The sequence below is a fragment of the Microcoleus sp. B7-D4 genome (assembly GCF_036705125.1).
Taxonomy (GTDB): Bacteria; Cyanobacteriota; Cyanobacteriia; order Cyanobacteriales; family Microcoleaceae; genus Microcoleus.
Genome location: NZ_JAUBTT010000006.1, coordinates 124,233 through 143,405, shown reverse-complemented (window position 1 = coordinate 143,405; position 19,173 = coordinate 124,233). Strand labels below are relative to the sequence as shown.

At 46.5% G+C, this 19,173-nt stretch carries 21 protein-coding genes; 7 read left to right on the top strand and 14 right to left on the bottom strand.

Translation table 11 applies throughout. The features are described from left to right. Positions 1-337 precede the first annotated feature (337 nt). The 4 genes from QUB12_RS04115 to QUB12_RS04100 all read right to left on the bottom strand — a co-directional run bounded on the left by QUB12_RS04115 (position 338) and on the right by QUB12_RS04100 (position 3,078). Entirely contained in the window at positions 338-1,351 is a 1,014-nt protein-coding gene (locus QUB12_RS04115) for a tetratricopeptide repeat protein (RefSeq protein WP_333305622.1), read from the bottom strand. 208 nt (positions 1,352-1,559) lie between these two features. Then, positions 1,560-1,712, bottom strand: coding sequence for a hypothetical protein (locus QUB12_RS04110; protein ID WP_333054150.1), 153 nt, complete (start codon positions 1,710-1,712; stop codon positions 1,560-1,562). A 243-nt stretch (positions 1,713-1,955) separates the two neighbouring features. Beyond that, positions 1,956-2,312, bottom strand: coding sequence for a hypothetical protein (locus QUB12_RS04105; RefSeq protein WP_333054151.1), 357 nt, complete (start codon positions 2,310-2,312; stop codon positions 1,956-1,958). Positions 2,313-2,676: 364 nt separating this feature from the next. Further along, entirely contained in the window at positions 2,677-3,078 is a 402-nt protein-coding gene (locus tag QUB12_RS04100; protein ID WP_333054152.1) for a hypothetical protein, read from the bottom strand. A 611-nt stretch (positions 3,079-3,689) separates the two neighbouring features. Between QUB12_RS04100 and QUB12_RS04095 the strand changes: the two genes are divergently transcribed. The 4 genes from QUB12_RS04095 (at position 3,690) to QUB12_RS04080 (ending at position 6,275) form a co-directional block, all read left to right on the top strand. Then, positions 3,690-4,175, top strand: coding sequence for a hypothetical protein (locus tag QUB12_RS04095; RefSeq protein WP_333054153.1), 486 nt, complete (start codon positions 3,690-3,692; stop codon positions 4,173-4,175). Positions 4,176-4,387: 212 nt separating this feature from the next. After that, the gene (locus tag QUB12_RS04090; protein ID WP_333054154.1) at positions 4,388-4,978 is read left to right on the top strand and encodes a ParA family protein; all 591 of its coding nucleotides are present in this window, start codon (positions 4,388-4,390) and stop codon (positions 4,976-4,978) included. After that, positions 4,975-5,226 carry a CopG family transcriptional regulator gene (locus QUB12_RS04085; protein WP_333054155.1) on the top strand — a complete coding sequence of 84 codons (252 nt, stop codon included), beginning with the start codon at positions 4,975-4,977 and terminating at the stop codon, positions 5,224-5,226. The genes QUB12_RS04090 and QUB12_RS04085 overlap by 4 nt, the downstream gene beginning before the upstream one ends. A gap of 161 nt (positions 5,227-5,387) precedes the next feature. Beyond that, on the top strand, positions 5,388-6,275 hold the full coding sequence (locus QUB12_RS04080; RefSeq protein WP_333305618.1) for a DNA/RNA non-specific endonuclease: 888 nt from the start codon (positions 5,388-5,390) through the stop codon (positions 6,273-6,275). Here the strand turns inward: QUB12_RS04080 and QUB12_RS04075 are convergent, their stop codons facing one another. Both QUB12_RS04075 and QUB12_RS04070 read right to left on the bottom strand, forming a co-directional pair. Beyond that, positions 6,276-6,671, bottom strand: a complete 396-nt coding sequence (locus QUB12_RS04075; protein ID WP_333305615.1) for a nuclease A inhibitor family protein — start codon at positions 6,669-6,671, stop codon at positions 6,276-6,278. It abuts the gene before it with no gap. A gap of 65 nt (positions 6,672-6,736) precedes the next feature. Continuing rightward, positions 6,737-6,934 carry a hypothetical protein gene (locus tag QUB12_RS04070; protein WP_333054159.1) on the bottom strand — a complete coding sequence of 66 codons (198 nt, stop codon included), beginning with the start codon at positions 6,932-6,934 and terminating at the stop codon, positions 6,737-6,739. 171 nt (positions 6,935-7,105) lie between these two features. On the opposite strand from QUB12_RS04070, the gene QUB12_RS04065 reads away from it, so the two are divergent. Beyond that, a complete protein-coding gene (locus tag QUB12_RS04065) occupies positions 7,106-7,870 on the top strand; it encodes a hypothetical protein (RefSeq protein WP_333054161.1) in 765 nt (254 codons plus the stop codon). A gap of 368 nt (positions 7,871-8,238) precedes the next feature. Here the strand turns inward: QUB12_RS04065 and QUB12_RS04060 are convergent, their stop codons facing one another. From QUB12_RS04060 to QUB12_RS04030, 7 genes are all read right to left on the bottom strand, one after another. After that, complete coding sequence (locus tag QUB12_RS04060; protein WP_333054162.1) at positions 8,239-9,585, bottom strand: hypothetical protein; 1,347 nt, start codon at positions 9,583-9,585, stop codon at positions 8,239-8,241. 238 nt (positions 9,586-9,823) lie between these two features. After that, entirely contained in the window at positions 9,824-10,186 is a 363-nt protein-coding gene (locus QUB12_RS04055; RefSeq protein ID WP_333054163.1) for a hypothetical protein, read from the bottom strand. Positions 10,187-10,296: 110 nt separating this feature from the next. Then, a complete protein-coding gene (locus QUB12_RS04050; RefSeq protein ID WP_333305613.1) occupies positions 10,297-10,872 on the bottom strand; it encodes a hypothetical protein in 576 nt (191 codons plus the stop codon). A 244-nt stretch (positions 10,873-11,116) separates the two neighbouring features. Next, positions 11,117-11,590 (bottom strand): hypothetical protein, encoded by a 474-nt coding sequence (locus QUB12_RS04045; RefSeq protein WP_333305611.1) that lies wholly within the window; start codon positions 11,588-11,590, stop codon positions 11,117-11,119. Between the two features lie 56 nt (positions 11,591-11,646). Beyond that, complete coding sequence (locus tag QUB12_RS04040; protein WP_333305609.1) at positions 11,647-12,204, bottom strand: hypothetical protein; 558 nt, start codon at positions 12,202-12,204, stop codon at positions 11,647-11,649. Between the two features lie 61 nt (positions 12,205-12,265). Next, positions 12,266-13,249 (bottom strand): GntR family transcriptional regulator, encoded by a 984-nt coding sequence (locus QUB12_RS04035; protein WP_333305607.1) that lies wholly within the window; start codon positions 13,247-13,249, stop codon positions 12,266-12,268. 93 nt (positions 13,250-13,342) lie between these two features. After that, positions 13,343-13,690, bottom strand: a complete 348-nt coding sequence (locus QUB12_RS04030) for a hypothetical protein (protein WP_333305605.1) — start codon at positions 13,688-13,690, stop codon at positions 13,343-13,345. A gap of 207 nt (positions 13,691-13,897) precedes the next feature. On the opposite strand from QUB12_RS04030, the gene QUB12_RS04025 reads away from it, so the two are divergent. Further along, complete coding sequence (locus tag QUB12_RS04025) at positions 13,898-14,590, top strand: iron-containing redox enzyme family protein (protein ID WP_333305602.1); 693 nt, start codon at positions 13,898-13,900, stop codon at positions 14,588-14,590. A gap of 96 nt (positions 14,591-14,686) precedes the next feature. Here QUB12_RS04025 and QUB12_RS04020 read toward each other — a convergent pair whose 3' ends face one another. Beyond that, complete coding sequence (locus QUB12_RS04020; protein ID WP_333139642.1) at positions 14,687-15,079, bottom strand: hypothetical protein; 393 nt, start codon at positions 15,077-15,079, stop codon at positions 14,687-14,689. A 193-nt stretch (positions 15,080-15,272) separates the two neighbouring features. Between QUB12_RS04020 and QUB12_RS04015 the strand changes: the two genes are divergently transcribed. Then, a complete protein-coding gene (locus tag QUB12_RS04015) occupies positions 15,273-19,172 on the top strand; it encodes a toprim domain-containing protein (protein ID WP_333305600.1) in 3,900 nt (1,299 codons plus the stop codon). Position 19,173: the final 1 nt, after the last annotated feature.

Below are 19,173 nucleotides of genomic sequence, written 5' to 3'. Positions count from 1 at the left end.
TGCTTTTTTATGGTAAATGTCTGTAATCCCCTGATCCATCTAGATCAAAGCAAATATATTATTCAGGCTTATTCTTTGAGAATTTGTTATCTAAAATACAAATAGCTTAGAAAAGGAATAAACACTCACCATAAATCTATCTTAAAGCTGACAGATTTTGAGCATATTTACATCTAATGTCTGAAAACATAAGGAAAATGGCATAAGCTGGTTCAAGGCTTGGAACGGCTTATGCTTCATCAGAATAATCACAATTCCTGACAGTTCGAGATTTTTCTGTTGGCAATGCCGTTGGTACAAAGTGAACGATTTTATAATTGTCTAAACGACCATTTTTCTACTGCGATGCGTTGCTAGCACGTTTCCTGGCTTCTGATGCTTTGACATCATAACCGGAGTTAGGATTAGCTTGGTGCAATTGCATTAACAGGTCGATATAAAATTTGTAGTAGTCCTGTACTGTGGCAAAGTATGAGCTGCGACTTTCCGGGGTGGCTATTTTACTGCGGAGATTTTCAATTAATTTGAGAGAGGCTTCAATATCAGTGAGAGCTCCGGTAAAATTGCCTAGCGATCGTTTCACAAAAGCCATGCTGGAAAGGGTAACAGCTTCTCCACCGCGATCTTCTACTGCCCGTCTCAAGGGAAGGGACTGGTTGTAATAGTCTAGCGCTTTTTGTTTTTCTCCCAAATCTGAGTAGACTCTGCCGATGTTGTTCAGGATGGTGGCTTCCCCACGCTGATCCTTGATTGCCCGTTTCAGGAGAAGCGATTGGCTGTAATATTCTAGCGCTTTCTGTTTTTCTCCCAAATCTGAGTAAACTAAGCCAATGCTGTTAAGAACGCCGGCTTCCCAGTGAGGACTGCGTACTGCCCGAAACAGCGACAGGGACTGGTTGTAATAATCTAGCGCTTTTTGTTTTTCTCCAAAATTTAAGTAGATTCCGCCGATGATGTAGAGGGTGGTAGCTTCCCCACCGCGATCACCAAGGGTTCGTTTCAGGGGAAGGGACTGGCTGTAATACTCTAGCGCTTTTTGGTGTTCTCCCAAATTTAAGTAGACTCCACCCATGTTGTGGAGGGTGAGGGCTTCTCGACTGCGATTGCCCGCTTTTCGATACAGTTTTAATGCTTCTTCATATTTGACGATCGCACCTCTTAAAGATTCTGGTGTTCCTTGTTCGTAGAGTTTCTCTGCTTCTCTATATACTTTTTGGGCAGCGTCGCTACTGTTAGTTTGTGCTATTTGTACAACTTTACCAACGGGCACGGTTGCTGCCACTGGCAGATTTAGCTGAACCGAAAGTGCGATCGACATACCAGCCAAAAACCATTGAGAGCGATCGAACATAGCCACCCCTTTTTTGTTTTTGTCAATCTTAACCCTCTTCTGTCACTCCTGCTAGAGAATAGCTAAAAGCCCAAAACTTTGTTGGGTGCTGCTTGGGTGTACGGACGGAAACAATGCTTCAACAGTATTGCTATTTATTGTTTTCCGAGAGTGACAGAAAAAGGTTAAATTCTGCAAATTGCACCTCGCCGACAACCACGTAAGAAATTTAAGTTAATGGCTCTATCCCTTCTAGCCATAGGAAATATACGCGCCCGGATTCATTACCTGCCACAATTGCTACTCCATCGGACGTAACGGTGCAGCAAAATAAGACACCATCTCCGATGAAACTAGCGATCGCCTCTCCACTGTCTCTCATCCCAGACTTTTAGCGTGTTGTCGTAACGCCACGAAAATAGCCCTTTGCCCGTGTCCGGTAATTGCGATCGCACCGATCCACCGTAGTGCAGTCTAAAAAGGTGTACGGTACGTCCAAGCTGACCCCTACCACCTCATCTACTTAATGCCAACTAAGAAATAAGGCGAATATTTAAAAAAGTAAAAACCCCAATTTCTTAGAAACTAGGGTTTGAGTTAGGCTTTAATTTATTTTTACTAAACTTTACTGCGACAAATCAGTAACTCTTTCGCGAGCGCGGGCAATCCCACAAGCATTATCGATCGGTGCAACAACAGATCCGTATAGCATACAGAGAGTGAATGCCATTGACTCTGCTTTCTTTTCTTCCGGTTCGACAGAATGAACTGCAACGGAAAGGGCAAATCCTCCTAACATGAAACCCAGGAAAGAAAGCCACCGTCTCGTATAGGCATAGCCACCAATAGGAAAGATAGCACTGAGAGCAATAGCAGCCCAAAGATTGCGCTGAGACAACTTAACTACTTTGCCTAATTTGTCGGCTTTAATCTGTTCTTCTAGGGCTTGAATTTTATTTTTAGCCTCATTATCGAAAGTCATAGTTCTATCTCCTACTAGGTTTGTACTTTGAACCTGGGGTAACAGTTAAATTATCTATTTAGTAAAAAATACGAGGCTTGTTATGGCAAACAGGATAAATCTCCATAAATTTACGAAGATTTCCCTACACAATATCCTTATATGAAATCGAAGCTCTATCTACCGCAAACATTTGAGCAGGTGACATTACTGAATACAGGTATGAATTCAAGATTTCCCAGTGGCTATAGACCCGCTTGAGGGTGAGTTTTGTAACTTCAAGCGAAAAGTTGATTCATACCGTGAATCAGCAACGCCGAGCAGGTTTTACTGAAGCCTGTTGATCGCCAGTTGTCTGTCGATCGCTCCTATCCCTCGACCTCCTTCAACCCATCCTCCAGTAACATCCGCACCAAGAGTCCACTTTCTTGCGCCCCGTCCTGGCTGCCAGCATCGACAGTTTACGGTGCAGAGTTTCGGACATATCCACCGTAAACCTGACCGTCGCTTCTTTATCCGGTGCTTGCAGTTTGCTTATCAGGCTAGGCTCCTTTGATTGAATGGAAACTGGTTCTGGTGTAGATACTTCCGGCTGCGGTGCTTTGGCAATTGGCAATACAGTTTCCGGTGGTGGTGTTGCGAGCAATGCAGCTTCCGGTGTTAGCGATGCTGTGGGCGTTGGTGCTGGCGATACAAGTTCTGGTGCTGGTGGTGATGCAGGTTCCCGATCGCCAAAAACAAATTCTTCGATCGCGCTGCCGAGCGGTTTACGTTTCTTGGTACTCATTTCAGCGCTCCCATGATTTCCTTAAACAGTCGGCTGTACTCTTTGCCAGAATCTTTGCCAGGTTGACCGCCCAAATCCCACACCGTAGCTGCTTGCCCGAAGAATCAGCAATCACTTGTTTTTGGTGGATGACTGAGTTGAGCACTTTCTGGAAAATTGAGAAAAGGATTCGATCGCTCTGGCTAAGCTCCTGAGCCTGGAAAATATAGATAGCTTTTTCTAGACTTCAATCATCTAAACATTCAATCATCTAGACATTCAGATGAACTCAGGATTAAACCTACGATCGTAACAATCGCCTCATTCAAGGCGGAGTCGGCAGGATCACTACGGCGTTACATTTGGCGGCTTACTTGCAGACCAAAGCACCCACGCTGTTGGTAGATGGCGACCTCAACCGCAGTGCGTTGGATTGGGGTGCGGGGGGTTCCTTGCCGTTCCAAGTAGTAGATATGACGAATGACAACCGTTAAAACCATACTAAGAATTGATTGTGCTATAGTAGCACACACAGGCATACCTTAGAAAAAATAGCGTCGCTTACAGTATGCCTTTAAAGCACAGTAACGGCATACTCCGGTCAGCATCTTTTCCATCCCGAACCAGAGCCAATGGCAACCAAGAACATCAGAATTGTGGGCTATTTGCCACCCGACTACCACCAAAAGTTGCGCGACTACATGGTAGAGCAATCTCTAACGGAAAGTGCAGCGCTCGCCAAAATCATCAAGCAATTCTTTGAAGCAGTCCCAGCGCTTTCGGTCGAAACGGTAGCTTCCGAAACCAGGGAAACTTTCGCCCAACTGCGATCGGAAATTGCCGATTTACATGGGCGAGTCGCAGCTTTGGAAACAGCAGAAATTCAACGCCAATTCAATAAAACTTCTCCCAAAAACTTTGGAGCAGAACAGCCCCAAATAACACTGCGCCCCCTGAAAGCTGCTGACCTAGCAAAACGGTTGGGAGTAAGTGCCGAAACTATTGAAAGTGCTGCTGCTAAAGGCAGCAGTTCCTTTGTTGAATGGAGCAAACGGCGTGATCCTGGTTCAAGAGCATGGCACAAAAAGGGCAACTTTTACCATCCGAATCCAGATTGAGGTAGAACGATGTAGCTGCTTTGATTTTTGGGAAGCTCCACCGCCTCTCATCGCCTACAACCGAGCGCTACTTTGTTATCGTTAATTAGCCGAGCCAACCCGCCCTATAACTCGCTCAATACGACATCATTTTAAACATTCAATCATTCAAATGTCTAGACATTTAGATGATTAAGGGATAAAGTTGAGTTAATCAACGTATCGATAAACCTATGATTGTGACAATCGCCTCATTCAAGGGCGGAGTCGGCAAGACAACGACAGCGCTGCATTTAGCGGCTTATCTGCAAACCAAAGCGCCCACGCTTTTGGTAGACGGCGACCTTAACCGCAGTGCTTTGGATTGGGGTGCGCGGGGTTCCCTCCCGTTCAAAGTGGTGGATGAAAAGCAAGGAGTTCGCTTTGCCAGGGATTACGAGCACATCGTGATAGACACGCCTGCCCGACCAGACCCCGATGAACTCAAAACTGTAGCTGAAGGGTGTGACTTGCTGATTTTACCGAGTTCTCCCGATGCGATGGCCCTCACTGCAATGCTGCAAATGGTGGAAGCTCTGCATTCCCTAAACTCGAATTACCGCATTTTGCTCACCCTCATCCCACCCGCTCCTAGCAAAGTCGGGATGGAGTCTCGCAGAACGATCGAGAAAGCTCAGTTGCCGATATTCAAAGCTGAGGTCAGGCGGCTAGCAGTATTTCAAAAAGCAGCGCTCGCCGGGGTTCCCGTAAGTGCTGTCAAAGATGCCTACGCCAAAGCTGCTTGGGGTTGTTATGCCGATGTCGGCAAGGAGATATTGCCATGAGCCGCTTTGATGATTTGTTAAAGGCGAAAAAACTCCAACCCGGTGAACCTGATATCGCCCCTGCTCCCCCTCCCGCGCTCCCTAAAAGCAAAGACCCCAACTTTGTCAGGGCCACGGTTTATTTGCCCAAACAAATGCACCGCGACCTCAAATCTGCTGCCGCACAGTCAGGTGAAGAAATCAGCGAGCTGGTTGAAAAGTCCGTCGCTCAATACCTCCAGCAACTCAATGCCAATAAAAACATTTGAACATTTGAACATTTGAACATTTGAACACTTGAATGTTGCAAGTTTCTTGTCTTATTTGCAACAGTTACCTTTTCGGTCAATCGCTGCATTCCTTGAGTTCGTGTACCGTTGGGTGCGTATGTTGGTAAGCTGGCACTGAACTCGTAAGGGAGCGGTGCAGCATGAAGAAAATACGGCAGTTGGGGGCGATCGCTCTGATTTTGGGGATGATGGCTGGCTGCAATCTGACATCAGCCCCGCCATCTTCACTGCCGCGAGTTTCTCCTAAACCAAGAGTGCAGAAACCCACAACGCAGCCACCGATCGCTTCGGCAACCAACAACCGCAACTTACTCCTGGGCAATCCCAGCAATGCAACTCCCAGTGTTGCCAACAATATCGACAACTACTTGATGGTGAAACCGCAGTTCGTGATGAGCTACAACAGTAAAACTAAGACCGCCAACTGGGTTTCGTGGCAGCTCAATAAATCTTGGATTGGAGCAGCCGATCGCCAAGACAACTTTCGCCCCGATGATGCCCTCCCCGCTGATTGGTACAAAGTGCGCCCCAACGATTACACGGGAAGCGGCTATGACAGGGGACACATTGCACCCAGTGCCGATAGAACTCGCAACGAACCCGACAACAGCAGCACATTCCTGATGACCAACATGATGCCACAAGTACCAGAACTCAATCGCGGTGTGTGGGGTGACTTGGAAGAGTATTGCCGGGAATTGGTGGCACAGGGCAAAGAACTTTACATCGTAGCGGGGCCCGTGGGAAGGAAAGGCAGCATCGGCAGAAAGGAGAAGATTGCAGTGCCGGCAAAGAATTGGAAAGTTATTGTGGTGTTGGACAGACAAGGATTAGGGATGCAGGGAATTGACGCAAATACTAGGACGATCGCTGTGATGATGCCCAACGATGCCAGCGTCAAAGGCAAAGGATGGAAAAGCTTTCGAGTTTCCGTGGCAAGAGTTGAACGCGAGACGGGGCTGAATTTCTTATCTAATGTGTCGCCCCAGGTTCAGCAGGCGATTGAAAGCAAAGTGGATAGTCAGTGATTAGGTTTCCACCAGTTTCGTAGACAGCCCCGCCAATCCGCCACCGTCCGTCACTCCAATGATGTAGACATCAATCTCAATGCTGCCAACTCGGTAAACCTGCAACTGTGATAGGTTTTGCTTTAGGATGCTCACCAAGTTCTGAAAGCGCTGCACCGTTTCCCGTTCTTCTTCATCGTGCCAATCTTCTTCAGCAGTGGCGATCGCAAAGAACTCGTCAACCGTCCGCAGTTCTACGGGAGCATCGGGTGGATATTCGGTGAGTTGCAGAAGTTTCGTTGGAGTGAGTTCTCCTTGTGCGGGCCAGGTAACGACTTCAAAGGGAGCATCGGTTTCGCTGAGGAAGAGTAAGTTTTTGGAAGCTTGTTTGAGTTGGGTGGCGATCGAGTCGGTCATGGCGGTGGTTTTAAATGAGTTTGATGCTAACAAATTGCATTGAGATTAAAGAAAAAATACGAATGCTAATCTCCTGATGTTTCCTGGTTCACCGCACTCACTTGCAGCATCCCGCGCCCTATCCTTTCGAGTAATTCCGATCTGGAAATGTTTAGAGAATCTGCGATCGCATCTATGCCATTGACCGCAGTTGGCGTAATGGAAACCGTAATGCGTGTCTTCATTTCGTTGTACTCCGTCAGCGGTTGCCCTTTTTTTCTCATTTTTTTCTCGTATGCCTTATTTATTTAAGTCATACTCCGTAAATATTGAATAAGTATGACATATAAATTATAATATAGTTTAATCTAAAAGCAAATGCCTGTAACGGCTACTTTCTCAGGGTCAACGTTACAGGCAATGCGCTCACACGTTCAAATGGAGCAACTGTTATTATGACGCACATTATCCGCGCTATCGAAGATGGCGTAGAGTTTTTTACCGTTGAGGCAACGGGCGAGTCGGGGATGAGTTATTCTGGGCTAGCAAATTTGTCGGGGGTCAATCAATCCTCAATTTCTCGATTGATTTCCGACCTTATGCACAAAAAGGCTCCCAAGCGACTACAAGCTTGGATAGACAAGGATTTGCACCTTATGCAGGAATACACCAAACGGGGCGGGAAAGTGAAAATTCTCCGCTCTGACTTCTGCACTGCTGTAATTAAGCACTACGCCTTTGAGGGAAACGAGGTTGCTGAGTACAGCCTTGAGAAGTTCGCTGATATTGGGATGCGTTCTTGGATTCAAACGGTTACGGGTTGGCAACCTCAAGAAACCAAAGCTTTAGCAGAATGGGAAATCGCTCGACTCGCAGGCAAGCAAACACGGCGCAGACTCACAGATGCCATCAAAAGCTACATCGATCGCCATCCCGAACTCTCTGAAAACAGCCGTAAATGGCTTTACGTCAATGCCAGCCAACGAGTAACTTTAGTTGTGTTCGGACGCAAAGCCAAAAAATTAGCTGACGATTTGGGTGTTGCTCCTGACAACCTACGGGATGCACTGACTCCCGATGAATTGATTTTGCTTCAGGAAGTGGAAGATACGGCAGTACGATTGATTGATATTCAGGATGTCCATCCCGATGATGCCATTCAAGAGACTGCTGAAAGGTTGTTGATTCAGGTGCAAAATAGAGCTTTGAAGCTGAAATAATGGTTTATAATGCCTCGGTTTAAGGCTGGGGCTTTCTTGTTTTTATAGCTATCGATTGCCCTCAATCTCCTTCAAATTCCACCTGCAACTTCATCAACTTAAATCTGTGCTACTGGACAATTAACCAGAGTTTACAAAGGTGGCGTTGCAGGCGATCGCTCTGGAACTCCTAAAACTCCTGAAACTGCCTATGATGATGACGCTGGGTGAGTTTTGGTGTGTGTAGGCGATCGCTCAAAAATACAACCTCGTGATTTTCTTTGTATCTCCACCCATTCTGAGAAATTCTATGTGAGAGACAAGAAATGGTGTTTTAGGACAGCAAACTTTTCTGTTAGCTAGCTGCCCTCTACTTCTAAAACAGACTGCTAGACAACAATTGTTTGACCATTGGTTAGACGGTTGAAGTCATACTTTGTGTTGCCAGCTATGAGTTCTTCAAACCCAGAGGTATTCATGATAATGCTATCCTTGATGAAGTTTACCCCGGTTGCGGATATTCCAACGGTATAACTTCCTGATGTTAACTCCAGTGTGTCTTTACCGTTTCCGCCATCGAAATTACCGCTACCGAAACCCTTGAGATAGTCTTTCCCATTTCCTAACAACACGCTACCAGTACGATCGTTGCCTACATTAAAGCCGCCATTGGCAATGATAGAGTCGTCACCATTACCAGTATTGATGATACCGTCGTTGATTATGCCATATCGCTTACCAGTGCCAATGATAATGTCGTTACCATTGCCAGTATCAATGGTATAAGTTCTGAGGTTGTAGAGGCCGACACCATCTTTAGCGGTGGCAATACCAGTGATGGTGTCGTTACCATTGCCAGTATACATAAATCCGTCAAATTCTCCTCCGTTCAAAAGGCCGGTGCCCACGTTATCGAGTATCCCATCCGCCTCATCAATGTTACTACCAGTAATTATGTCATTGCCATCGCCAGTCTCCATAAATCCGAAGTTGGCGAGAGCATAGCCAAACTGACTGGCATTGCCAGTGATTATGTCGTTACCCTCACCAGTATTCAAGAAGGTATCGAAATAATTGAAAATGCCGTAAAGAGGGGAAGTACCAGTGATTATGTCGTTGCCCTTTCCAGTATCGATGCCACCAGTCCCCGCGAGATATATGCCGGAATGATCGAGGGTAGTACCCGTTATGGTGTCGTTACCATCGCCAGTATTTATAGTGCTATCCAAGCTTTCAATTCCCGTACCTTTCTGGGTAATGCCCGTGATTATGTCATCACCACCACCCGTATCAATGGTGCTTCCTGCTGTGTAAATGCCACGATCATAACCAAAAACAGAAACTACTGCCTCGTTAATTCCAGTAATTCTGTCGTTACCCTCACCAGTATAAATACTGCCTATGTTGTAAATGCCCGAAGAATAAGCAGAATAATATTTGTCATAAAAAATATAATAATCATAATCTTGCTCTGGATGGACAAAAGGAATTTCTCTTCGGTTGATCGTACCTGTTATTATGTCGTTACCATCAGCAGTATTGAGCGTGCCGGAGTTGAAAATGCTGCTAAATCTATTCTGAAGGGGAGTGTCAATGGTTATCTCCTTTGTGCCAATGACTATATCGTTGCCAGCAAGAGTATTAGCGATGCCAGTATTGGATATCTCTTCCACCCCAGACGCTGGGACAATATCCGTCCTGTCAGTAAATGTTAGATTTGACAGTTCGATCGCCATAGCAAGACCTCCGAATTAAGAGAGAAATGAAAAAAGGTGGGATGTTATCCCTTATATTTGTAACCCAAGCTACAATACTCTATTCTCTATTGTTTTATTTCTTAACAGAATCAAAGCTATTTTTATGAGACACCTAGCTCCGAATGTGCTTTTAGTTCATAATAAAATTTAATAATTGGCAACTTAGGTTAAAACAGCAATTTTGTCAGCAGGTTCTCAAGAAAGCTATCGATCGCCATCAATCTCCTTCAACTTCCACCTGCAACTCATACACCCTCAAACTAGGATGTTCGCCAATCAGCCGCCAAACATATCCCTCAACCGTTGGTGTAGGTCGCACTCCTTGGCGATACAGGAATATCGGCTCGTTTCTCATCAATGCCGTGAATATCTCCCGCTCTCCGTCTTTGCCATCATCCCAAATCAAGTGAGCTTTGCCGAAGTAGCCCGCACCCATCAAGCTAGCAAAGAGCCATTCCATCAAAGCTTGCTGCTCATCTTGGTTAAGCATGGATTCACCGTAGGTGTCGATTATGGGTATTTTGGATTTGGGTCTGAACGAGGCAAAGAGGGCGGTGGCGAGGTTGATGTATTTTTCCATTAGTCGGTGGAGATGCGTCTACCAAATATTATGCAATCACAGGGACTTGGAAAGAATCTGGCATCAACTCAATCTCTACTCATTGGGTTTACAATTTGGCGGTTGCTATACTATCGCCTTGGTATTGTAAATCTTAGCCCGTTAGTAATCTGACGAATGTGTTCCTTGTTCGCCGACAACGTGAGGTGATTGTAGTTTGCCCCATTCAGGCGAATCGGTGTGCGATAGCGGACAATGAGCGTTGCCATTCTTTCCATCGCCGGATCTTGATCGGAGGAAGGCAAAATTAAACAGGCTGGGCGACCCTGGATTTGTAACCTCTGCACCTGGGGACGAGTACCATAGGGATTTAGTCTATGATTCAGTGCATCCTTACAAACATTCTGAATCGTTGACGGCGACGGTGACGACAATCCCATTATCTGGAAAAATCCATTAGCACCACTGAATCGTTCTTGATAGCCCTTGGTAGGTCGCCAATTGCTGGGGTAGCTCAAGCTAACACCATAGGTCGAATTCTTGTATTGCTTTGTACTGGAAGCAGGTTTACGTGAAACTTGATTGTGACCAACTGAGGGGGAAAGCTGGCTGCTACTGCTATCTGGCGTGACTATTCCCGTTAGTGGCACGAAGGTTAGAAGTCCTAGACTACACAAGAGTGAATATCGATAAACAATGTTTTTCATGGATTTTCTCGAAATGCTCTAGAGGGCTTATGCAAACAGCCAGAAATTGTGCTTGGTTCAAGGACTGTTTAGTTATTTAACAATCTCTGTGAATTTGAACAATCTCGAACTGTTACTTATACCTTCCACTCGCATTTACCATATCCGGTTAATATTAGGACGGAAGCCTTAGAATTTCGGTTTGCTAAACACCTGCCAGATTGATATAAAGTGGAGAAGGACAGCAAATGGTATCTTTCGAGATTTAGAGAGCTATTTTAAGACTTATCAACCAAACGATCGAATTAACAGCCAACAAAAAGGTATAAAAAATATAGATTGATGGAGCGCACATGGCTCGACCTAAAGAAGGCATTTTAAGTGTGTTCAAGCTACCGAGCGGGTGAACTAAACCTTCCGGTATAGAACGGGTAGTAAAACTTTCATCTAATGCGCTTTCATCATTCAAGAATTCGGTAACGGCAGCAGCTCTTATCATATAATAAAATTGTACTCTCCAATATGTAGCTTCTAAAAACCAAAAACCCAAAATTATCACGTATCCTAGGGGAACCAAGGCCTCTATTTTGCTGGCAAACATCCAACCAATTAACGCTACCCAAATGGTAATTGCTGCCGTTTTTAACTGCTGCAAAATGGTACTGAAGTTAGCTATTTTTTTCTCTAGTTCCTCTGCTCCTTGTTGCAGCATTACTAGCTGAAATTCAAATCGCTCCATGTTTTATTCGGGGATGGCTATGGTTTCTAACTTTAAAATACCAAATTCCAACAGCTTTACTTACCGAACGGTTGTCCCCAATATTGCCAGCATTCTTTGTTGAAAGGCGACTTCCACTTGTAGATAAGCTCCGATTCTAACTGGAGCCGTTGTTTTCGATTAGCCGGTGCTCCGTACCAAAAGGCTATAGCTACACTTACATCTAACGAATAACGCCGATGCAGTTCGATGTAGTTGCCAATGTACTTAAGACAATCATGGCTCATCCATCTTTGCTTAGGAGTGCGGTTCGTTTCTCCCACGTAGAGAACCAAGCGGTATGCGTTGTCGATAACAAAATATAGGCAAGTACGATCGCCCCAATCCGGTTTTTCGCAGAAGGAAAGATTGTGTAATTCCAGGGTAAAGGGGTCAATGCTATCGGAGTCACAGGGATTTGGTGCGATATCGAATAAGTTTCCTTGTCGCGGTTGGTCAGCGCTTTCAGATTGTTGATGTTCCAAAATCCGCTGTTTCCAGGAATGCAGAGCTTCGGGGCTCATCGTTAATTGAGGAGATTTAGCATAGCTGGGTTTGGGTTGAAATTCAGGGAAAAGTTCTAGTTGTTGTGCCACGAATTCAAATGATTGTTGAACGATTAATCTTATGACAAAAATGATATTAACGCAACTAATGTTACACTAACTTTTCCATCTCCACCGCAGCCAAACGAGCTTGGAGTACGAGTAAGTTCACCGGGTCGATACCGATACTAAAGGTCATTAATTTCAGAGTTTTGGGAATGTATCTACTCAACTGATTCTCCACTTGACTCGAACATACCACTAAATCAAATCCTTGAAGTGCTGCCACATTGTTTTGAACGCATTCTAGGGTAACGGCTTGGGATTCTACATGATGCACGTTATAGTCAATAATTTGCTTCATTGCTTCGCTGCTGCTTTGTTCTTGACACACGAACAGTAGCTTGGCATTGCGGGGGAGGGATGAAATATGGCTCAGTAACTGCATATCGGGTTGCACTTCAATCCCTATTACTTCCTTATTGGGGTCGGCTATCTGAGCCACATCCCACAGGTTTTTGATGGTCGTTACTATTAAATCTGCTGATAATAGTTGTTCTAATACTGATGGTTCTTTGGCTTCCAAGTGCGCCCAAGGAATCGATACCAAAGCTAATCCTGTGGCTGATTCTAAACAGGCACTGATATTGATACTATCAGGATAGAAGTTCACGAATGCTACATTTACTTGATGGCGTTGAGCTAACACGGCTTGAGCGTATGCTGCTGCTGAAAACTCTGCTGCACCTAAGCCGTATTGAGATGCTGAATGAAAAGCTTGGCTGAGCAAATCGTAGAAGGCTTTGCGAGCCACCATTTGTCTGATTAATGGAGTATCAGCAATGACCGTTCTTTTACCTCGGTTGCCTACGAGATATCCCAGAGCAATCAATTCATTGTATACCTGAGCTACAGTATTGTGATTTACTCCTAAATATTTAGCTAAGTGAGTAATCGGCGGTAAGGGTTGATTGGGCTTGAGATTACCACGCGCAATCAATAGCTTAAGTTGTTCGGTGATTTGCTCCCCGATGGTAATGGGCGCAGCAGTATCCACAATTAGCGGTAAAACCGGGTCTGTCATACAAGGTAGCATAATTCTTTCTCATGTCATTAATTCATACTTTACCGATTATGAGGCACTACTAAAAGGCAGAATATTGCTAATAATTCTCTGCCACCTATTACACTAATTTACGTTAAACATCCATAACCTACCGACATACACTCCATTGAGCCATAGGGGTTGGGAATGACGCTCGATGATGCGTCCATCCCTGAGTTGTACTTTTTCATTAATCTCTAGGTGCGTTTGTTCGTAGATTTCTCTCATATCCTTCAAGAACAATTGAGGATTCTCAAATTGCTCGGATACAAACTCTAAGGCGAGTTGGTCGGATAGCGACCGGACAATAAGTTCAGGTAGTTGCCAAATTCTCAATAAGTTGGGAGTGACTCCTACCATTTGGCGATGACGGTTGACAATTAATATACCCGCATTCTCTTGATGTTGTAGTCGGTCTGAAATTGACAGCATCAGAACTTCCCTACTAACAAATCTCTATTTTCTCCACCCCTAATCCTAGTGTATTGAGGGGTTGGGCTTTGGGATTAGCTTAGCGCATTGTATCACACCTTTGATAGGGGCTTACCGAGAAAATACTGATTGACTGGTATTATAATACTGGTGTAGCATAGGTACACATATTTTATTGTCATAATTTGTAAAGAGAGGATTCCAACAATGAAGTGGTTATTGGATTTGGGAGCCAAGTACCGCCAGAATCTGCTGGCTGGGTCTTTTTACGAACAACTAATCGCAGCAGAGCATCCCGATGATGTGCGGGGTTGGGTGAGGCAACTCTACTATCAATCAAGTGATTTTACTGCGGCACTCGCGATGCGCTATACAATGTGCCGGGATTTTCGCTATCAAGGATGCTTCGCACACCATGCTACAGAAGAAGTAGACCACGCTTCGCTGCTGCTCGATTGGATGCACAAACACGAATTCTTGTTACCGGGAGAAAACCCAACTTCCATCACTGCCACCCTAGAAACGCAGTTGGTGAGCGCCTATTGTTTCCGCTCCGTGTTGCGGGAGTCCTACGAGCATCAAGTCATTGCCATGAATCTCATTTCTGAGGGCGTGAGTTTCGATTTCTTTACGGCGGTCATTCCCGTGTTCGCGCGCCTTGGACTAAAAACCAATCGCTATTGGACGATACACCGAGAAATCGACCAAGAGCATTTGGCAATGGGAATTGACCTCATCCCCCAGTGTGATGAAGATTCCGCATTAGGAAAAGAGTACAGCCGCATTGCCTATGAAACTAGCGTGCTGTACGGTCGGATGTTGGATTCTTGGTGTAGTAACGCCGACAAGAGCAATCAGGAGACACCTTCACTTGCTCAATTGGTGGCAGCAAGTAGATAGGAACCGCCCTATGAAACAGCAGGTTAATAATAGTGGCAATACTTACACAGCGTCACCATTTTCAGTATCACAGGGCGTTCCTGCAAGTTGACTTTCCTAAAAATTGATCGCGCTAACCTTGTTCTTCGATTCCCTCAAGCGCCTTGCCACTAACAGCATGGCTTGGTTTTCTTCAGTCTCGTCTTTTAGTTCAGACAAAGCACGTTCAATCCTTAAAAGCGGGTGCTCTTCTCTCTCCCTTTTTTTCCTCTCCAAGTCATTTTGAGAGGTGATGATGCTAACCACCTGGGCGCACTCGCTGCGCGGGCGCAACCGGGCAATCACCTCCATGCACCGCCACAGCAAGTCGCTGCTGAGATCTTGCTTTCCCTGCCGCACTTTGCTCCAAGTCTGCCGCGCAATACCGCTTTGTTGAGCTAATTCTGTGCCGTGAATGTCCGCCTGTTCTTCACAAAGCCACCTCAATAAAGGTGATACGGGTTCAGTCATTGTAAATATTTATTACATATCTGTCGCTTATGGGTGACAGAGGGGATAATTTGTCAATGATTGGCGAATCGATTGACTCAGAGAATAACTCAAAGTTAACACATCGGTCGAGCAGAAAAGAACACGGGTTCAAAAAAAACAAACCCTCGTTGAAAAGAAGAGGGCTCAAAAATTATTAATAAGGAATTCCATCATGACAGATTCTTCTGAAAACAGCAACACCCCCGCTAAAGATGGCAGCTTGTTGAAATTTTGGGAGCAGGAGGTTTTACCCAGGCTCACTGCCGACTTGGTATACGACCATCCATCGCACGCTTTTCAACGCAGCGCCCAGAAGTGGCGGGGAGGTAGTCCGTTTCGTAAAAGCAAGTCGGGAACTTCATTTGCGGTGTGGCCTGATACTCTCCGCTTCTACGATGCGGGATGTGAGTTTGCAGGCGACCCCCTTGCCTACATCCACAGCATTAAGGTGAATCGATGGGAGCATCCCAAGGGCATTGATTGGGTAGAAGCCTTGCGGGAAGCAGCTTCGAGGGTGGGAGTCACGCTACCCGAACGCGAACACACTCCCAGGGAAATCGAAGTAGCAGCAAAGTGGGAAGCGCGCCGGGGAATATTGGCGGCGGTGTACGCTCAATGTCGGGATTGGCTGTGGAGCGAAGCGGGGACAATTGCTCTAAACCACTTGATTGCAGAGAGGGGCATGAGTCGAGAAGCGATCGCTCAGTTGGGATTGGGCTACTACCTGAGCAAGGATGAAGTTGCAGCAAGGCTCAAAGAGCAGAACCACAACTTAGAGATTGCGGAAGAAGTGGGCGTGTTGACCCGCAAATGGGAAGGATATGTCACTTTTCCTTGGCATACGGCATTGGGTCAACCGCTTACTGTGTACGGTCACTGTCCCACAAAACCGTTACCCCTCAAAAAGCATCACCGGGGGTGGAAGGGCGAGAGGGATGCGGCCTATCGAGCTTGGGGAAAACTTTCCGAAGCGAAGAAGATAGAGCAACCTTGGATCGAACCAACCATGCCTAAGAAATATGCTTGCTGGAATCCCAAGGATGAGGAGGGGGCGTGGCTGGCAACGAAGGAATCACCGCTTTACTTCGATAGAGCTTTGGGGGCGGGTCACAAAGAAGTGGTGGTGGTCGAAGGAGTCACGGATGCAGCGGTAGCTCAAGCATTGGGAGATAGCCGAGTTGTAGCTTGTGTAGCTGCTAGTTTATCTGGAGAACAAGTGCAATCACTACGGCGTTCGGGTATCGAGAGAGCAATTATTTGCCTTGACCCCGATAGCGCGGGGGATAAGGGGATTGAAAGCTGCATCAAATCTTTGCTGTTGGCAGGGATTACACCCTATGTAGCTCCCCGATTGCCGGTGGGTGAAGATGGCGACGGCGACCCGGATAAATTCATTACCCGCAACGGCATCGATGCTTGGTTGCAACATACCCACTTGGAAAAAGCTCAGCACGGTTTGAGGTGGAAAGCACAACAAATAGCTAAGTCTCAGGGCAACACCGATGCAGATAAGCAAGCAGTGCTCCTAGAAGCGACTAAGTGGGCAACCAATATTAAGGATGCAGTAGCGCTCAACATATTCTATTGGCCAACCATTGGTGAAACTCTGGGAAATTCCCCACCCTCCTGGTTGTTGGAGTTTGGTAAAGAATTGCGTGTGGGCAATCAAGATTATTCAGAGCAAGTTACCAAGTGTCCCGACCGCAAGCGAGATGGGTTTTACCGCAGTCTGTGTGAAAAGTTGGGTCTGGATTTCAATTACTACACCAGGGGGCGCACTTTCGACGACTTTGCGGTGAGGAAGGTATTCGGAACGCATTACAAAGCCATCAACAGCGCCATGTATCAATACACCGGGGCGGGTTGGTGGCAACGCCAGGACGAGAAGCGATGCGAACACATGATTGCAACGTGCAGCGAAAAGGTGTTCAAACTCCATCAAGTGAGTAAGTGGGAATGGGAAGAAACGTTCCCATTTTCTAGCGAAGGCTGCACCAACTCGGCATTCAAATATGCTCTGAAGCGCCTTTACCTAGAACCTCCCCCCAATCGGCATTTTAGAGCATTCAAGAATGGCACTGTGGATATGAGAACGGGAGAACTCCTGCCCCACGACCCCGCTCACTACCTCACTTCGGCCATTGAATCGGATTACGTGCGCGATCGCCCTTGCCCCGATGTTTTCCTGAACTTCATCACCTCCGCTTTTGGGGAAGACCAACTGGATGCGGTGAGAGCTTACACTTCAATGCTCATCGACCCTACTGCACCCTATGGCAAGTTCGTGCACATCATCGGGCCTTCGGGTTCGGGCAAGGGAACATTGCTCAGACTCTGGGGTGAAATCTTTGGGTTGGAGGATTCCCACTCCGGCGACTTCACGGAACTGGCCAATCCCGAATCGCGGCACCAACACCTAACGGGTAAATCTTTGTACACCATCCCCGACACCGGGGGTTACATCACCGGGATTCGGCCTTTTTATGAATTGGTAGATAATGGCAAACTTTCGGGTCGCAGCCTCTATTCATCCTGCGGCTACCCAAAAGAATGGAACTGCCGATTTGTGGTCGCTTCCGTTAACCACCTCCAAATCGAGAATGCGGGTGATGGGTGGGATAGGCGGTGTTTGCCACTCTTATCCAAAGAGCGAGAAGGATTAGAAGACCCTTACCTGCGCCATAAACTTTCGGCGGTGAAGGCGGATATCGTATCTTGGGCGTTGGCAATGCCCAGAGTTGAACGCGATGCCTTGCTAATCAAACCTTCCACCAACAACCGCATCCGCCTTGCCAAAATCGATGCCGCTACCTACGGCGACCCGATACGCAGCTTCATTGATTTGTGCTTGCGACCAACCGAAAGTGCTTCAGTCATCCAGAACCACGAACTCCACAGTTGGTTTATCGCTTACTGCAAAGCACATGGCTACTCGGACAACCGGGGCATGAGCAAGTTCATAGCTCACCTCAAAACAGTGCTACCCCAACACCACGTACCAAGAGGGCGCAAAGATGGTTCTATGAAGCCGGCTCACTGGACTCAAATGACTCTGTTACCGGGTGTCATGGTCGATGTTTCCGCATCTGACGATGTTTCTAACGGCTACCAAGGTACACCAAACCCACAACACTCCGAACCAGAGTGGCGATGTGCCAAATTCCTCTGCTCTGAAGGTGGCTTGTTAGCTTTTGAAGAATGGAGCGATCGAAGCTCGATGAGGGCGATCGCCTTACATCCCCCTAACGATCGGGGTGAATCGATCTGCCCAGAACGGCAAAACACTACGCAAAATCAATGGTTTGAGGGTAGCGAACGGGGCGAACGGGGCGAACGGGGTACTGCTCCCTTAAAAAATGAAGGGGTAGGGGATGTTCAAACACAACAAGACACCCCCCTTAAAAAAAGAGGTGAGGAGTTGTCGTCTACCCCGTTCACCCCGATCGATTCTACTCAAACCCAGACACCACAAGGAAAGCAAGGGGTAATCGGGGTAGATCGAAGTATCCCGATTGCCACCGACTACCCCGATCGCTTGCTCAGCATTGATGAATGGGTATCCAAGCTTTCAGAACTCGCCAACCGAGATGGCACCACCTATGAAGCGGTGAAGGGATTGGGTGTACCGAATCACCAGCGCCCTGAAATCTTTGCTGCACTGACACCGGGAGTGAAAGACCGACTCAAAGGATTGAGGGAAGAGTTCGAGAGGCGGATTCCTCAAGATATTGAGAAGTGGAGGAATGCCATAAAAACTTGGTTGGCTTTAGATGTAGATGCCCTGAACCATCAATGGCAGCAATTTGATTTATGGAGCCAGTGTTTGTTAGGTATCGGTAACTGGGTGGAAAGAATTAATGAAGCGGGATTGTTTGACTTAGGAGCATCGGTGTACGCCCAAGCACTTGAATTAGCTAGTGAGAAATCGGAGGTTGGGGTGGATTTAGAAGTAACAAACACCGAGGCGGAACTTACCACTCCTGAACCAAAACAGCTCACTTTGTTACCAGATGCTCAACCGCCTTCAGAGCATCAAAACAGATTTGCACCAGAATCGGAGGATTGGTTTTAAT

Bases quoted from the DNA above. Each gene is read 5' to 3' on its own strand.
- QUB12_RS04115 (WP_333305622.1), bottom strand. From the start codon at position 1,351: ATGTTCGATCGCTCTCAATGGTTTTTGGCTGGTATGTCGATCGCACTT.
- QUB12_RS04095 (WP_333054153.1), top strand. From the start codon at position 3,690: ATGGCAACCAAGAACATCAGAATTGTGGGCTATTTGCCACCCGACTAC.
- QUB12_RS04025 (WP_333305602.1), top strand. From the start codon at position 13,898: ATGAAGTGGTTATTGGATTTGGGAGCCAAGTACCGCCAGAATCTGCTG.
- QUB12_RS04090 (WP_333054154.1), top strand. From the start codon at position 4,388: ATGATTGTGACAATCGCCTCATTCAAGGGCGGAGTCGGCAAGACAACG.
- QUB12_RS04055 (WP_333054163.1), bottom strand. From the start codon at position 10,186: ATGGAAAAATACATCAACCTCGCCACCGCCCTCTTTGCCTCGTTCAGA.
- QUB12_RS04015 (WP_333305600.1), top strand. From the start codon at position 15,273: ATGACAGATTCTTCTGAAAACAGCAACACCCCCGCTAAAGATGGCAGC.
- QUB12_RS04070 (WP_333054159.1), bottom strand. From the start codon at position 6,934: ATGAGAAAAAAAGGGCAACCGCTGACGGAGTACAACGAAATGAAGACA.
- QUB12_RS04030 (WP_333305605.1), bottom strand. From the start codon at position 13,690: ATGCTGTCAATTTCAGACCGACTACAACATCAAGAGAATGCGGGTATA.
- QUB12_RS04065 (WP_333054161.1), top strand. From the start codon at position 7,106: ATGACGCACATTATCCGCGCTATCGAAGATGGCGTAGAGTTTTTTACC.
- QUB12_RS04075 (WP_333305615.1), bottom strand. From the start codon at position 6,671: ATGACCGACTCGATCGCCACCCAACTCAAACAAGCTTCCAAAAACTTA.
- QUB12_RS04105 (WP_333054151.1), bottom strand. From the start codon at position 2,312: ATGACTTTCGATAATGAGGCTAAAAATAAAATTCAAGCCCTAGAAGAA.
- QUB12_RS04110 (WP_333054150.1), bottom strand. From the start codon at position 1,712: ATGAGAGACAGTGGAGAGGCGATCGCTAGTTTCATCGGAGATGGTGTC.
- QUB12_RS04050 (WP_333305613.1), bottom strand. From the start codon at position 10,872: ATGAAAAACATTGTTTATCGATATTCACTCTTGTGTAGTCTAGGACTT.
- QUB12_RS04035 (WP_333305607.1), bottom strand. From the start codon at position 13,249: ATGCTACCTTGTATGACAGACCCGGTTTTACCGCTAATTGTGGATACT.
- QUB12_RS04100 (WP_333054152.1), bottom strand. From the start codon at position 3,078: ATGAGTACCAAGAAACGTAAACCGCTCGGCAGCGCGATCGAAGAATTT.
- QUB12_RS04060 (WP_333054162.1), bottom strand. From the start codon at position 9,585: ATGGCGATCGAACTGTCAAATCTAACATTTACTGACAGGACGGATATT.
- QUB12_RS04080 (WP_333305618.1), top strand. From the start codon at position 5,388: ATGAAGAAAATACGGCAGTTGGGGGCGATCGCTCTGATTTTGGGGATG.
- QUB12_RS04085 (WP_333054155.1), top strand. From the start codon at position 4,975: ATGAGCCGCTTTGATGATTTGTTAAAGGCGAAAAAACTCCAACCCGGT.
- QUB12_RS04020 (WP_333139642.1), bottom strand. From the start codon at position 15,079: ATGACTGAACCCGTATCACCTTTATTGAGGTGGCTTTGTGAAGAACAG.
- QUB12_RS04045 (WP_333305611.1), bottom strand. From the start codon at position 11,590: ATGGAGCGATTTGAATTTCAGCTAGTAATGCTGCAACAAGGAGCAGAG.